The organism is Algoriphagus terrigena DSM 22685, from assembly GCF_000429445.1.
Lineage (GTDB): Bacteria > Bacteroidota > Bacteroidia > Cytophagales > Cyclobacteriaceae > Algoriphagus > Algoriphagus terrigena.
This window is the reverse complement of the sequence record NZ_AUBW01000019.1, coordinates 11,814-27,020: the sequence shown is the minus strand read 5'-3', so window position 1 is coordinate 27,020 and position 15,207 is coordinate 11,814. Positions and strand designations below refer to the sequence as shown.

The 15,207-nt window shown below is 46.5% G+C and carries 15 protein-coding genes; 7 read left to right on the top strand and 8 right to left on the bottom strand.

Annotated elements, in window-relative coordinates; translation table 11 throughout:
• Positions 1-160: 160 nt before the first annotated feature.
• The 7 genes from G459_RS27785 to G459_RS0116995 all read right to left on the bottom strand — a co-directional run bounded on the left by G459_RS27785 (position 161) and on the right by G459_RS0116995 (position 8,277).
• Complete coding sequence (locus G459_RS27785) at positions 161-919, bottom strand: DUF4145 domain-containing protein (RefSeq protein WP_157373369.1); 759 nt, start codon at positions 917-919, stop codon at positions 161-163.
• Positions 920-1,076: 157 nt separating this feature from the next.
• Entirely contained in the window at positions 1,077-1,655 is a 579-nt protein-coding gene (gene nudK, locus G459_RS0117025; RefSeq protein WP_026968724.1) for a GDP-mannose pyrophosphatase NudK, read from the bottom strand.
• Between the two features lie 198 nt (positions 1,656-1,853).
• Entirely contained in the window at positions 1,854-3,380 is a 1,527-nt protein-coding gene (purH, locus tag G459_RS0117015) for a bifunctional phosphoribosylaminoimidazolecarboxamide formyltransferase/IMP cyclohydrolase (RefSeq protein ID WP_026968723.1), read from the bottom strand.
• Positions 3,381-3,660: 280 nt separating this feature from the next.
• Positions 3,661-4,197: a lipocalin family protein gene (locus G459_RS0117010; protein WP_026968722.1), complete on the bottom strand. Its 537-nt coding sequence runs from the start codon at positions 4,195-4,197 to the stop codon at positions 3,661-3,663.
• Positions 4,198-4,460: 263 nt separating this feature from the next.
• Entirely contained in the window at positions 4,461-5,288 is an 828-nt protein-coding gene (locus G459_RS0117005; protein WP_026968721.1) for a sialate O-acetylesterase, read from the bottom strand.
• Between the two features lie 24 nt (positions 5,289-5,312).
• On the bottom strand, positions 5,313-7,829 hold the full coding sequence (locus G459_RS27780; protein ID WP_051315276.1) for a PAS domain-containing sensor histidine kinase: 2,517 nt from the start codon (positions 7,827-7,829) through the stop codon (positions 5,313-5,315).
• A gap of 1 nt (position 7,830) precedes the next feature.
• Positions 7,831-8,277, bottom strand: coding sequence for a response regulator (locus G459_RS0116995; RefSeq protein WP_026968720.1), 447 nt, complete (start codon positions 8,275-8,277; stop codon positions 7,831-7,833).
• A gap of 202 nt (positions 8,278-8,479) precedes the next feature.
• Between G459_RS0116995 and G459_RS0116990 the strand changes: the two genes are divergently transcribed.
• The 7 genes from G459_RS0116990 to G459_RS0116960 all read left to right on the top strand — a co-directional run bounded on the left by G459_RS0116990 (position 8,480) and on the right by G459_RS0116960 (position 12,112).
• Positions 8,480-8,854 carry a glyoxalase/bleomycin resistance/extradiol dioxygenase family protein gene (locus G459_RS0116990; RefSeq protein WP_026968719.1) on the top strand — a complete coding sequence of 125 codons (375 nt, stop codon included), beginning with the start codon at positions 8,480-8,482 and terminating at the stop codon, positions 8,852-8,854.
• A 50-nt stretch (positions 8,855-8,904) separates the two neighbouring features.
• On the top strand, positions 8,905-9,123 hold the full coding sequence (locus tag G459_RS0116985) for a DUF6500 family protein (RefSeq protein ID WP_026968718.1): 219 nt from the start codon (positions 8,905-8,907) through the stop codon (positions 9,121-9,123).
• A gap of 119 nt (positions 9,124-9,242) precedes the next feature.
• Positions 9,243-9,662: a CopD family protein gene (locus G459_RS0116980; protein ID WP_157373368.1), complete on the top strand. Its 420-nt coding sequence runs from the start codon at positions 9,243-9,245 to the stop codon at positions 9,660-9,662.
• Between the two features lie 102 nt (positions 9,663-9,764).
• On the top strand, positions 9,765-10,226 hold the full coding sequence (locus G459_RS0116975) for a GyrI-like domain-containing protein (RefSeq protein WP_026968716.1): 462 nt from the start codon (positions 9,765-9,767) through the stop codon (positions 10,224-10,226).
• 85 nt (positions 10,227-10,311) lie between these two features.
• Complete coding sequence (locus G459_RS0116970; protein ID WP_026968715.1) at positions 10,312-10,794, top strand: YdeI/OmpD-associated family protein; 483 nt, start codon at positions 10,312-10,314, stop codon at positions 10,792-10,794.
• A 57-nt stretch (positions 10,795-10,851) separates the two neighbouring features.
• Positions 10,852-11,154, top strand: coding sequence for a DUF1330 domain-containing protein (locus tag G459_RS0116965; protein WP_026968714.1), 303 nt, complete (start codon positions 10,852-10,854; stop codon positions 11,152-11,154).
• Positions 11,155-11,272: 118 nt separating this feature from the next.
• A complete protein-coding gene (locus G459_RS0116960; protein ID WP_026968713.1) occupies positions 11,273-12,112 on the top strand; it encodes an N-acetylmuramoyl-L-alanine amidase-like domain-containing protein in 840 nt (279 codons plus the stop codon).
• Positions 12,113-12,146: 34 nt separating this feature from the next.
• Here the strand turns inward: G459_RS0116960 and G459_RS0116955 are convergent, their stop codons facing one another.
• Complete coding sequence (locus G459_RS0116955; protein WP_026968712.1) at positions 12,147-14,609, bottom strand: right-handed parallel beta-helix repeat-containing protein; 2,463 nt, start codon at positions 14,607-14,609, stop codon at positions 12,147-12,149.
• Positions 14,610-15,207 lie beyond the last annotated feature (598 nt).

Sequence of the window (15,207 nt, the reverse complement as noted above, 5' to 3'; positions counted from 1 at the left end):
CATCGTTCGGAGACGCAGGATAGATGAAGGTTTAACCGATTCGACTGGAAGTTTTTTGGTGAGGGAGGCGACTGGCATTTGGGGTTTTGCCAATTGGAAATTGGTAGGGATACTAAGATGGAATTGAAAATTCCACCCAGTCCGGAGGTTAGAGGGGAATTCAGGCTCTCTTTGTTTTTCTGCCTTCTATCGCCAAATATTCTTGAAGCGCAACTTCATGTTCTAAATGTGCTGAGATTAGACGAATTAGTTTCTTGAGTTTGCTCAAATCAAATTCTTCAAAAAGTTTAAAATAGTGGGAATGATCATTTCCCAGCCACGTAGCTCGTTCAAGTAATCCTTTTAAATTCCCTTCAAAGTAGTCGTTAATTACTTCGCCAAGAAATTTTGATTTAATGTTTTCCGCTTCTTTTGGAAAATTCTTAACTGCCAAATCCTTTACGAGGTGTTCGATGGCTTTTCTATAACCCATCCCGGAAATTTCATCCAGCCCAAGTGCTTCTGAATGAGAAGCTTGATCGTAGATTTGAATGAATTTTGATTTTCCTCCCTTTTCAAATCCTGATTCAAGATTGGTAATCACAGACGACCAATCTTCACCTTTAGTACTTCCGCTCAAAAATCGTTTTATCTTGGCGAGATAGAGAACGTTTGGAGAGCCTTCAAACGGCTGACCCCTTTCCTCTATTCCCGCAAAAGTTTCTCCCACCGGTTGGTCGTATGAAAGGCTGTGCTCACAAACAATCAGTCTGCTACAATCTGGACCTGGGCAAGCCCAAATAGTAATGTAGATAGAGCTGTTGTCCGAGTCTGATGAGAAACCTTGCCATTCCCTATCGGGAATCATAGTGCAATGACAATGGGGGCAAAGAGAAGGCTCTTCAATCAGAAAATGATGGTCGTCAAATGCAATAGTCATAAACGGTATTTGGTGGCTTTACCTCTTAATATAAAACAGAAACCGTTGCTTAAGTATAGTTAGTTGTGATAAGTTAGCAATTATTTTTATAGGGGGTCAAGTTGAAACGTTTGATAAGGTCTTTTCACAGGCTAGTCTTTTAAAGAGTATCTTCCTCTCAAACTAACCCCTTCAGCTTAATGTATTGCAGCAGCAAGATGGTCTTGCCGTCTTTGATCTCTCCGCTGTCGATCATCGCCATGGCCTCGTCAACTGGAATCTCCAGTACTTCGATGTTTTCTTCCTCGTCTTCAGCTCCGCCGCCCTCACTTACCTTCATGTCGTTTCGGTATTCGGCGATGAAAAAATGGAGGATCTCGGTGACCGAACCCGGTGACATATACGCTTCAAAGATCTTCCGAACCTTCGAGATCTTGTAGCCGGTTTCCTCTTCAGTTTCCCTCTTGATGCAGTCTTCCGCGTTCTCGTTGTCCAACAGTCCTGCACAGGCCTCGATAAGCATTCCCGACTCGTTGCCGTTGATGAAAGTCGGCAGGCGAAACTGACGGGTGAGAATTACGGTCTTTTGATCCGGGTGGTAAAGCAAGATCGTGGCGCCATTTCCGCGGTCGTAGGCCTCACGGGTTTGGGTCATCGCTTCCCCGTTTTTTTTGGTGTATTGGTAAGTGATTTTCCGGAGGATGTACCAGTTGTCCGAGAGGATCTTTGTGTCGAGGATTTTTACGTTTGTGATCATGGATGCTGAGGGCGTTTTCAAAAATGAGTCTACAAAATTCTTCCGATTTAACGGTGCGGGAGAGCGCAGGTTTTCGGAAACACGGTGAAGAGAAGCAAACAGAAAGCCCTCTGGAAAGCTATTTCCAGAGGGCTTCTTGAATCTTGATTCTATTCTGTAGATTCTTAAATCTTGATACTAGGATCTTGATACTAGAACTCAGTGTTTGAAATGTCTCACGCCCGTCATCACCATCGCCATGCCGTTTGCGTCGCAGTAAGCGATGCTGTCTTGGTCTTTGATAGATCCGCCTGGCTGCACCACCGCTGTGATTCCGGCTTCATGCGCGATCTCCACGCAATCCGGGAATGGGAAGAAGGCATCGGAAGCCATCACGGCACCTTTCAATTCAAAGCCAAATTCTTTTGCCTTGATGATCGCCTGACGCAAAGCATCCACCCGTGATGTCTGGCCCACACCGCTGGAGAATAGCTGGGTGTCATTACTCAAGATGATCGTGTTTGACTTGGTATGCTTGCAGACTTTGGCTGCGAAAACCAGCGCATCCAGTTCCTTTTCGGTAGGAGCTACCTGCGTGACCACTTTGAAATCAGCCTTGCTCTCAGTAGCCAAATCCTTGTCCTGCTCGATCACGCCGTTCAAGAGCGTTTTAATCATCTTGGTGCCTGGCAAAGCCATCTTCTGACGAAGGAGGATTCTGTTTTTCTTGCCTTTCAAGACTGTCAAAGCATCCTCGGTGAACTCGGGAGCGATCAAAACTTCAAAGAACAGCGAATGCATTTCTTCGGCCGCGGCCTTGTCTACAGTTTGATTGGTCACCAAGACTCCGCCAAATGCAGAGGTGGTGTCCGCTTCAAACGCTTTCTTGTACGCTTCCTGCACGGTTGGCGCCAAGGCCACACCACAGGCATTCGTGTGTTTGAGGATTGCAAAAGCAGTTTCCCCCTCAAACTCAGCGATGAGATTCACCGCTGCGTCGACGTCAACCAGGTTGTTGTACGAAAGCTCTTTGCCATTCAGCTGGTCAAAAAGCGCTTCCATGTCGCCGTAGAAATGGGCGGCTTGGTGTGGGTTTTCTCCGTATCGAAGTGATTTTGCTTTGGTTTCGGATACTTTCAAAGCAGGGATATTCTCTGCTCTGTTGAAATAATTGAAGATATGCGTGTCGTAGTTGGAGGACACTTGGAAAGCCTGAGCTGCAAAATAACGACGGTCTTCGATCGTAGTACCGCCATTTTGCTCAGCCAATTTGGCCTCGAGCTCGGTGTATTGATCTTTGGAAGCGATGATGACGACGTCCCTGAAGTTTTTGGCAGCGGCACGGATCAGGGAGATGCCTCCGATGTCAATCTTCTCAATGATATCTGCTTCAGAAGCTCCAGAAGCTACAGTTTCCTCGAAAGGATACAGATCCACGATCACTAAGTCGATCGCTGGAATGTCATATTCCACTGCCTGGTCAAGGTCTCCATCGTGATCTCGTCTTTGGAGGATTCCGCCGAAGATTTTTGGGTGCAAAGTTTTGACTCTTCCACCGAAGATGGATGGATAGCTGGTCAGATCTTCCACCGGGATGACTTCAGCTCCTTGCTCTTCGATAAACTTCTGAGTCCCACCGGTGGAGTAGATTTTTACTCCGTGCTTTTTCAGCTGAGCGATGATGGGTTCGAGGTTGTCCTTATAGTAGACAGAGATGAGCGCAGATTGAATTTTCTTTGTAGCCATTTGGTAATGGATTTGGAGGGGTTTCTGATGAGAGGGCAAAGGTAGAAAAAAACGCGGGACGGGAAATTGGAAAATCCGACCTGTGAAGCGCCGTCTCAAAAAAGGGTCAGTAACCGTGGCCTAGCCATGACAAAACATTGAACACTTTGGTTACTGGGCGCAAAAAAACTTTTCCCAGCAAAGTGAATGTCGTGTTGCTCGGGTTTGTGAAGATGAACCGGAAGAAAATCAACTAATCCGGTGCTTCGTAATCCGATTACTGTTTGGTTGGATCGCTGGTTTATTTCTGATTGTCATGCTCCACCCACAACAGCCTGTCGGTATCGTAGCCGATGGCCTGTGCGACCTTCAGATAGTCTTGTTTTACGTCCTCGGGGATGGTGGTCTCGCGCGAAAGAATCCACAGGTAGTCCAGGCTCTCTCCGGCTACCAGCGCGTAGGTGTAGTCAGGATCAATCGCAACCACATTGTACCCGGAGTAAAAGGGACCAAAGAAGGACACTTTGAGCCTGGCGACGCTGTCACTCCCGACAAACTTGGCTTTGCCGATGGCCTGCTCCCATTCTTGTTTTTTAGTGTTGTATCCTTTGTTGTCGACTTTGATAGTGCCGTCTTCCTTCAGGGAATATTCCGCGGTTGTATTGTTTAAGTCCTCTTCGTATTTGAAGTCGATGCGGGCGATCTCGTACCATTTGCCGAGATATTTCTCACTGTCAAACGGGCTGACTGCTTCTGCGCCTTCTGGGATTGTGGGCGAGCAGGAAAACAGTCCGGTCAGGAGGAAGAATGCGATGAGTAAATAGCCTAGCTTTTTCATGGTCGCGTTTAGTTTGATTTGAGCCTAGGAGGCGTACAATCGGAACGCCAAAGATTGGATTTGCATTTGACTTGTTGCTAGCACTCGGACCGGTCAATGTGATTCCTGGTTTTTGGCGCTTGACGGCGTTTTCTGCGGGTTTTGTCGACAACGAAGAAGAAAAGCCAAGTGGTCAGTCCTCCCAGACAAATCTTCAAACTGTCCAAATTTTTCCCCGACTGAGCGGCGAACCAGCTTCATGCTACGCTCACCCTCAGCGGCCTCTATTCTTGGATTTCAGCAAACTTCAATGCGAATCTTTTCCCCATTTCTCTTTGCCCTTCTGAGTCAAAATGAACGAAGTCGCCTTTGTGCTTGAGGTCACCTGTTTTAATCAGGTATGCGAAAGGATCAGTTTGGACATAGGCTGCAATTTCTGAATTGATGGCTTGCCAACTATCGGGGGTTTTCGAGAAGGAGCCCAACTCTCCAACCAATATTGGGAGCGTTTCGTTGTTGACCTCATCTCGAAATAGGGAGAACAGCCTTTGCAGCTGGCTGTCGTGGATTTCGATGTTCTCCGGTGTGGATGCATCTGTTTCTCCCTGATGCCAAAGTATGCCTTTGATGGTTCCGTGAGCTTTTCCGATTTCGATCTTTTCCCTGAAATTAGAGAGGAGCGATACATTTCTATAGGTCGAGTCATTGATCCACTGTGCAACGGAACTCCCACCCACTGCTGTGGGAATCAGCAACACAGAGATGCTGTCAGGGATGTGTTTCAGGAGCTCTTTTCCAAAGGACAAACCGCAGTCCAATCCGGTCAATGCCGGTTCATAGAAGTGCAAAGGTTCCTTCGCGACCAGGATATCCCCGCTCGCGTTGATCGTGAAGATCCTTGGGTCAGGGATCGTATCTGCGGGTTCGACCAGTCCACGTCCTGCCATATTGGATTGGCCGGCAAGTACAAACACCCAAACATTTTCCTTGTCAGGAATCCGATTTGGCCTCAGTTCATCTTGTAGGATGAATTCGGTTCCAAAGTCATTTTGCACTTTTTCAACTCCCAATAAGAAACCGACAGAAAGCAACAATAGGTAGATCTTAGTCATAACGGCGATGGATATTGAGCTTTCTCAGCCGACTGGTCGCAATTTGTTTTCAGTAGGCAATTGCCGCTCCACAGGTAGATAGATATCAAACGTAGCGCCTTGGCCTGCTTCGCCTGTGGCAGTGATCATTCCGTTGTGGTTTTCGGCGATCTTCTTGACAATAGAAAGTCCGATACCGGTGCCCTTGAATTCGCTTTTGCCGTGCAGGCGCTGGAAGAGCTCGAAGATCCGCTCGCTGTATTCGGATTCGAAGCCGATCCCATTATCACTGACCGCGATGTGCCAGTAGTCGCGGTCACGCGGGAGGTTCCTGGTGGAGAGACTTTCTCCGCTCAGTTTATTGGTAATGATGCCGATCCGCAGCGGCCTGTCAGGATGTGAAAACTTGATTGAGTTGCTGATGAGATTGTAAAATAGTTGCTGAAACTGGAAGTCGATGACATTGACTTCCACGGGATTTTCCACGGTGATCTGAGCCCGCTTTTCCTCCAGTTCCTCCTGTAGATCCTGTTTGATCTTGTCGACGACGCTACCAAGATTGACTTTTTGGTAGATGTGCTCGGCGGTATTGGTGCGGGAGTAGGCGAGCAGGTCATTGATGAGCGCCTGCATCTGCTCGGCTGAGCGCTGCATCCGGTTAAACAGTTCCCGGCCCTTGTCCGAGAGATTCTCGTATTCTTTTTCGACGATCCGCGATGCGAAAGTCTGGATCTTGCGGAGTGGCTCCTGCAGGTCGTGGCTGGAGATGTAGGCAAAGGACTGAAGCTCCTTATTCATCCGCTGGAGTTCTGAGTTTTTCTCCTCCAGCTCGATGGTTTTGGCATTCAGTGCATCACTGGCTTCTTTCTTGTCGGTCAGGTCATGGGTGACCTTGGAGAAGCCGATGACTTCCCGCTTGTCGTTGTGCACTGCCGTGATGACGACGCTGGCCCAAAAGAGGCTCCCGTCTTTTTTCACCCGCCATCCTTCCTGCGAGGCTTTGCCAGTTTTCAGGGCCATGTTCAGCAGGCTGAGGTGAAGGCCACTGTTTTGGTCTTCTTCCGTGTAGAAATTCGAAAAGCTCCTGCCGATAATCTCATGGGCGGCGTAGCCTTTGATCTTTTGGGCGCCAATGTTCCAGTTTTCCACGATCCCCGCGCGGTTCAGGTAGATGATCGCGTAGTCCTGTACTTCCGCTACCATGAGGTGGTAGCGCTCCTCGCTTTTCTTCAGAGACTCATAGAGTTGGACCAGCTCCGCCGTGCGGGTGCGGACCTGTTTTTCCAGTTCGTTTGCAAAATTTTTATGTTCCTGAATATCAGTACTGGTGCCCACCCACATTTGGATATTTCCGTCCTCATCCCATTGGGGTTTTGCCCTGCTGAGCTGCCAGCGATAGGTGCCGTCGTGCTTGCGAAAGCGATGCTCAAGCAGGAAGTCCGTGCCCGTCGATATGGATTTTGTCCATTCCCTGATGTTGTTTTCCCGATCCTCTGGATGGACGATTTGCAGCCATCCTTCCGTAGCCACTTGCTCCTTCGACATGCCGGAGTAGTCGTACACCGACTGGTTAAAGTAATTAATGTTGCCTTGCGGATCGGCTATCCAGATGTGCTGAGGCATCGAATCTGCCAGCAGCCGGAACTTCCGCTCGCTTTCCTCGATCTTTTTGCGGGTGATCACCTGATCCGTCACTTCTACACCCACCGTCATGATGCCGTCGATCTCCCCGTCTGCATTGTACAGCGGCTCATAGCTGAAATTGATGTAGGTATTTTCCAGTTTCCCGTTTCTTCTCAGTTGCACGGGCAGTTCTCCCGCCCGAAAGATCTTGTTGGTCGTATAGACTTCGTCCAGCAGCTCCTTGATGCCCTGGGATTGCAATTCTGGCATTGCTTCCAGGATTGGTTTGTTGAGCACTTCTTCCGAGGTTCTTCCCCACATTTCAAGGGCCTTTGCGTTGGCGATCTCGGTGATGTAGTCTTTCCCCTGAAATATCCCGATAGACACCGGCGCCTGGCCGATCATGGAGCGGAGTCTGCGTTCGCTTTCTTCCAGTTTCCTTTTGGTCAAAACGGTCTCGGTCGTCTCGGTGCAGGTGACCAAGATGCCGTTTATCTTGCCGCCGTCATCGAACGCTGCACTGTAGCAAAAGGTCCAGTAGATGTCTTCCATCCGGCCGTTTCGGTAAAATCCGACCAGCTGATCCTGGAAAGACACGGGCTTAGCCGTGGTCATGACCTGGCGGATCAGTGGGCTGATGAAATCCCAGATGTCCGACCAGACATCTTCGGCCTTTTTGCCAATTGCAGGGTGCTTGCCGTCGATCCCCAAACTCGGTCTGTAGGCGTCGTTGTAGAAGCAAAGCAGTTCTTCACCCCAAAATAAAAACATGGGAAAAGCGGAATTCAACACCGTTCCCAAGGTGGTCCTGAGGCTGATCTCCCAGGTGTCAATACTTCCGAGCGAGGTTTTTGTCCAGTCGTGCGTCCGTATCAGTTCCCCCATCTCTCCGCCTTTGGGGAGAAACTGAAAGTCTTTGCGATCTCTTGTATTTTCCATCTTATAGCAGGATCAAAAAATTCTTTCGCGGGGGTTGTGTCATGCTGCTTTGCTGGCAAAGTGCGAGGGCTTTGCTTATCACCGACTTCAAATTGGAAAAATCACCCTCTTTGCGCACGTAGTATTGCGCTCCCATATTATACAACAGTTCCATGACGTCTGGATTGGCCGATGTCGAGTAGATGATGATGGGGACTTGGCTGAATTTTTCATGGTTTTTTATCTCCGAAAGACACTCAGCACCCGACTTGCTGGGCATGTTGAGATCGAGGAAAAGGACGCTCGGGAGCTGGTGGGCATTGTTTTCAAGAAATTTCATCAGCTCCACGCCATTGCTGACAGTATGCAATGTGGCGCGGATCAGAAGCTCGTCCAGCGCGTCCTCAAAGAACATGCGGTCATCTGGATCATCGTCGGCAAGTAGGATGGTGAAATTTTCTTCTTTCATCGCAAAATTTGGTCCCATGCTTTTTTTGGGACCGATAAAATAGCTTTTATCTCCACAATTTCCAGTTTATTTTATCGATTGCTATGCTGATTGTTTGTAGGCGGTTGAGTCAAGCTCTTATTTCAAAATGGACTGCTTTCGCCCTGATTCTGCTTGAGGTTTTGTCTTATCTTTCATGTGATGGCTGAGCTCCCCCATTGATATGAAAACCGAGATACTTAACACCATTCCCGTTTTGCCGTCAGAAGACATCGCGCGGGACATCGGCTGGTATCAGGAGAAAATGGGGCTGGAGGTATTTCGTGCGGACGGGATGTACGCCGTGCTTTTCAGGGAAAATCTGATCATTCACCTGCAGTGGCATGCGAATACGGCAGAGGATCCCTTGCTGGGCGGATCGGTGGTTCGCATTTATGTCAAAGACATCAGCCACATCTTTGATGAATTGGTGGGACGTGGGACTGTCACAAGGGAGGAATTCCGGCAAAATACACCTTGGCAAACCAATGAGTTCGGATTCTATGATCTCAATGGGAATTCGATCTTCTTCATGGAAGATATTTACCGCGGAAGCTGATATTCCATAGAAAAATTTTAACAACTTATTTGAAGTCAATTGTTTAGATCATGAACGAATCAATAGCCCAAAAGATTATCGCGGTCTGCAGCGAGAAGATAGAAAAGAAGGGGGATCAGGTAGGACTTTCTTTTTACGCCTTTTTCTCCAATAGAAATGACAATCCGGAACTCCTGATGGAAGTGGCTGAGTGGTGGATCATGACCCACAAATTGGATCATTTTGAGAAAGCAGTCAAGATCAGAGCGATGGTTCAACGTGGGCTGTGACAGGTGATGATTGCCTTCGGATATGACTTTTTTTTGTCTGACCCAATTTCGGAGCTAGGTGCTGATTGTGAGTAATTCCACTAATTTAAAGGTGACGATCTAACCCAAGCAAAATAGTCATGAGAGAGATAATGCTGATACTTCATTTCATAGGCTTAACCATGGGGCTGGGAACCAGCTTCGCACATGGTTTTTTGAGCCAGGCGGTAAGCAAGATGGAACCGGCCGAAGCCGTCAAATTCAGACTTCATTCGATGGTTTTGAGCCGGATGGGGCATATTGGGCTTGCGCTTTTGGTAGTGTCCGGCGTCTATCTGATCATTCCCTTTTGGCAGACCTTACCCAGCAATCCGCTCTTGATGCTGAAGTTGGCCTTGGTTTTTGTTCTTGCGGTGTTGATTTTTTTAATCGGCAGAGGGACCCGGCAGGCGATCCAAGGTGATGCTGAGAGACATTTGAAAAAGATAGAACCCTTAGGAAAGCTTACCCTCCTGGTCGGAATTGCCATCGTGACTCTTGCGGTATATGTCTTTCACTAGGCCGGAATCTGAGCGAAAAAAACCTCAGCCTGTAGGCCAAAGTCTAAAATTGCATTTGACAAAGAAAAACAAGTCGAAACTACTGAGTAAATAAACTGCGCGATGGACAGATTTTTTATGCCCCAATTCAAGCTAATTGGGTTTAAACTTAAAAACAAGACAACCAATGAGGGCGGACAGTCTGGTATTGACTGTGGGAGCCTTTGGCAAAAATTTGAGAAAGAAGAGATTTTACAGAGGATACCGGACAAGCTGAGCAGCGAGATTTTTGCAGTCTATTTTGAATATGAAGGTGACTATACCAGACCTTTTTCCTATTTCGTTGGCTGCAGGGTGAGTGACGACGCTGTAGTGCCAGCCGAGATGGAATCTTTGCTGGTGCCGGCCGGCAAGTACATTCAGCTGCAGGCAAAAGGAGTGATGCCGGGCTGTGTGGCTGATGCTTGGAGGGGCATTTGGAACTCGACGATTGACCGGGCCTATGCCTTTGACTATGAGAAATACGATGAACGGAGTAAGGATTGGTCCGATGCAACGGTGAATATTTTTGTTTCCACCAAGTGATAGCCTTCAAGCTTGATCTCGTTATAGCGATTGGATTTGAGCGAGGCAAAACAGAAATTCTTTGAACTCTTGAAAAAAATAGTGAATGAATGAGTTTAGCGCCGAAATAGAGATCATTGGCATCAATCCCTTCGTCTTTGTCCCTGCGAAAGTGCTGGATGCGATCTTCGAACAGGCGGGGAAAACCAGGGGCAAAATTCCGGTTGTGATGGAGATTGAGGGACACCGGTTTGAGCAGACGCTGATCAAGTACAGCGGACACTGGAGGTTGTATTTGAACACTCCCATGCGAAAATCCGCCGAACGAGAAGTCGGACAAATGGCGAGATTTGGGATCGAATTTGACCCACGGGAGCGCATCACCCCTTTTCATCCAAAGTTCAAAATAGCGCTGAGGGAAAATGAGGAGGCCGAAAGAGTGTACAATACGCTAAGCCCATCCTTACAAAAGGAGATCTTGAGATACTTATCACATTTGAAAACCGAGGAAAGTGTAGACAGAAATGTGCTGAGAGCGATAAATTTTCTCCTGGGAAAGGAGCGGTTTATCGGAAGAGACAAGCCTTGAAAGTTCCAGAACATAAAGCTCCGAACCGTTAACAATTCCAGCTAAACCCAATAAACCATGATTTTCTTTACTCAACTCATCTACGTCAAAGAAGGACAGGAGGCCGTTTTTCATCAGTTTGAGGATATTGCTATTCCTGCCATCTCAAAGTATAATGGAAGACTTTTGCTGCGAATCCGGCCAACTGAAGACACGATAATTGAAGCGACGGTCGAGCGGCCTTATGAAGTACATTTGGTCGAATTTGACTCCGAGGACGACTTTGTTAATTTCTCGAAGGACGAGGAACGAAAACGATTCTTGCACCTCAAGGAGCAATCAATCCGATCCGTCGTTTTGATCAAAGGAACTCAACTTTGAGTTTTGCCACATCCAACTGAGTGCGGACTTCCGCCAAAGCGGATTTTGTTGCCATGCCTATTCATGTGGATTTTGGGTGGAATTACCCATTTCCAATCCTACTTATTATTTTAGCCAGATGCGAATAATTACGCTTTTCTTCTTCCTATTTCCCTTTTTGGGGTTTTCTCAGACCGTCTGTTCCCTAGAGAGCCGGGAGCGGTTCGATGCAGTGGTTGCCGATCTTTCTGGAAAAGATCTATCCGAAAAGTCGATTCAGGAACTAGTGCTGGAGATTGGGAAAAGCTTCATCGGAACTCCCTACGTCGAGAAAACGCTGGAGCTGCCCGGAGACGAAAAGCTGGCCATCAATCTGACCGGTTTGGACTGCACGACCTATTTGGAGACCGTGGTGACTTTGGCCCGAATCGCCAAGCAGGGTGAGCTGACTTTTGAAGCTTACGAAAAGGAGCTAGAGAAACTTCGCTATCAGGATGGAGTCCGAAAGGATTATTCCTCCCGTCTGCATTACTTCTCCGATTGGATCTTTCAAAATCAGGAAAAAGGAATCGTCACCGATATCACGGCTGAAATTGGCGGCACGCTGTATCCGAACCAGCCGACTTTCATGTCGGAAAATCCCAAGTTCTATCCCCAGTTGAGCAACCCGGAATTTGTCCAAGCCATCAAGGTAGATGAAGCTGCAATTGCGAAGAGAACCTACTATTTCATCCCCAAAACGGAAATCCAAAAACACGAGCAAAACATCCAGTCCGGCGATCTGATCGCGATCACGACTACGATTAAGAATCTGGATATCGTCCACGTTGGGTTTGCCGTCGAGCAGGCTGGAAGGATCCATCTGATGCACGCGAGCACGGGTTCGATGAAAGTTGAGATTTCCGAAAAGCCGCTGAGCGAGTATCTTGCTGGCAACAGATCCCAATCGGGGATTATGGTTTGTAGACTTTTGGAGTAGCTTTTCTTATTCCCGGTTATGCTTTATTTCAGAATCAGTTATCATCCCGTATTACCTTTAGCAACAACACCGAGCCATAGGGTGAGACTGTTACTTCTTGATTGAATATTTCGTTCTTTGCATTTTTGTAGTAGCCGGGTAGGGGAAGTGTCACTTCTAGATCAGAATAGTTATATTCAAAAAATAGGTAATCCATTATATTCAACCCTTTTGTCTTGACTTTTGATACGGTCAAGTTGTCGAATATGACAGGAACTGAAGGTTCATTGATTTTGATAACGACACTTTCGCTAGGTGTAGAAACTCTGGCTTTAAGCAGGATTTGGGTTTTTTTAGAATCCTGATTGGTTGAGAAATATCGGATGGCTCCCTCCTGGTTTTCGTCGAAGGTTTTCTCGAGAAACAACTGGATTTCTTTGTTTTCCACAGTGCTTTTTGAGTCAAACTCAAGGAGGATTTCGTCTCCCGCTTTCACTTCTCCGATTTGAATGTAAGCCAGGACATGTTCTCCCGAGTTTGCTCTAATAGATAGGGAGCTCCCCTTGATTCCATTCGGAATCAATTCTGATACTCCGCCATAGGTGCCCGCGACTAGATCGATTTTTGAATCAAACGCACTGGATTTGATCGATTTGCGGGTGATGATTTCGTATGGGAGTAGGTTAAAACGAGCTTTGGTGGAATTTAAGTCGTAGCTAAAATCTTCCCTCCAGCTTTGGAGATTGCGATTTTGTCCCGAGTGGGGATCACCTGCGTCTTTTGAATGGAAAATAAAATCGATGTTAAAGGGATCCAAAAAATAATTATTGTCTATTTGGCCGAACTCAGCGATGTCATAGTCATCGGTTGATAGCGACAGGACTAATTCACCATCAAATACACTGGAAAGTTGATTGTTTTCTATGGTGATGTCCCGGATCGGACTACCTATCGGATCGTGGGAAGCACGAATTTGGACGGGGACTTTATAAATCAGGTTTTCGGCGAGCTCTAGCTTGTTGTTATTATGGAGGAAAATTCCGTAGCCGCTAATTTTGTGGATCGTGTTTCCGTAAATCTTGATCCCCGAAGCCATATCATCGGCATAAATACCGCTGGCTAAATACACTCTTTCTTCATTTCCATCAATATTCCCGATCCCGTTTAAAATGATATTGTTGCGTATCTCCCTGCCCTTATTGTTTCGATAGGTTTGACGGTCGGAGTTCGTGTAAATGCCGCCTCCGTCTTGTTTATAGATACAGAACCGATCAATCAGATTATTTTTTACGATTGTAAAATCTCCTCCAAAGTGAATTCCATTGTATCCGGTGTTAATAATGCGGTTTTTTTCCACCAGTGAATTATCAGAATCAGAGCCTATATACAAACCTATCCCATTCATATCGCTGGATTGCCCCATACCCTGAAAGGGCATAGAATTTTCAATCAGGTTGTTTTGGATAGTAATTCTGGGGCTTTTGTTAAAGATAAAAATGCCATTGCTCAAGCTGTTCTTGATTGTGTTTCCAGTTATGGAAAGGTCCGGTACCTCTTCCATGAAGATTCCGTTTTCACCGGCAGATTCCAGAATGCAATTTTCTATTTTAAAATTGCCAGACTTCTTCACGTAGAAATGGCTTTTGTTGCTTCCCTTGAAATGTAAGTTCACAAAAGAAATGTTTTTCGTAAAAGGTTGATTGGTTACCAAGTAATCCTTGGTCGCCAGTTTAACTTGGTTGGCAGTCGGTGCGGTTGCACCAGTGTAAACGGTGATGGTTTTTAAGCTGGCATTGTATGTCCATTCTCCATAGGAATCCAATGTATTGACGTGATTCTGAATGAAGTAACCGAAGCCATTTTTTGCGGGGTATGGGGTATTAATCGGTTGGTAGTAGATGGTGCTGCCGGAGGTCGAAGTGACGGGGTGGCGATCAATGATCCAGTTGGTCTTTCTAATGACCAGTTCACCCCCAGTCCAATCCGAATTATTGGGCTGACCGGTGAGTGAGATGGGATTGTTGATGCTGGTGATGTCCAAAAGCGGCTGGTCACTTTCTGAATTGGGATATCTCCCGATCTCTCGTGGAAGATTGTCTACTTCAACAATTTGAACCTTTGAGCTCTGTAAGTTGGGAATAGAGCCTTCATATTTTTCTCCTCCGAGTGATTTCCAAGCTCGGATTTCTTCCAATGAGGTAACAATCGCAGGCGCGCCTGTTCCGTAAGTTGTGTAGATAATTGGGTTTCCGATTTCTCCTCCCTTTACGATATAGATGGTACCAAAGAAAACTTCCCCTGCAGCGAACAGCACCCGGTCGCCTGGCTTTAGGCCGCTGCCGACAGAGTTCAATTTGCCGATTGTTTTCCATGGTGTAGCAGGATTTTGAGCCTCTGTAATCGAGCGGTTGTCGTCCCCTTTATTGGTCGAAAAATAGTAATCGGAACAATAGCCAGCCAGTGGAAAAATCAAAAATGCCAGCAGAAGAAGGTGTTTAATCAATTTGATGAAATTCATTTTGTTGGGAATCCTGTCTAGCAAGCATTTAAAATACTTCCGTTAATTTCAAAAATTTAGTAAAAAATGCTCATGCCCATTCAAATCCGTCGAGCTGTTGATTATTTTTAAGGTTATGCGGAATTCTATCAGTGACAAAAAAACAAACGAAAGCAAAACACGATTTTAGCCTCACACCCGACAAAAAGGTGACACCCAAGACCAAGAAAACTCACTGCAACAATTTCGACCTCTTATCAAAGTAGGGCATTTTCATAATATCTTTCTTGAGGGGAATGGACGCAATTTTAATGAAATTAACCATGGTAATTTTCCTTACCTGTTCTTAAAATTAAAAGGGTGGAATTGTTGCAAATAAGGTAGTCAAATGGAAAACTATCTGAGGTATGAAAGTCACCATTTCCTCAATTAAGCTAAAAGGTCCCTTCAATTATTTTATACCATTTGCCTAGGCGCGCAAAACTATGGGCCAATTGAAGGCTATCAACTAAAGGGATTTTCGGAAAAGGGTTTTTGGATTATCCTTAGTTCTATTCTTTTCCCCTAAATAGATCCATTATTTCCCTTGATTAAGATAAATTGTGATGAGGGTGGAGTT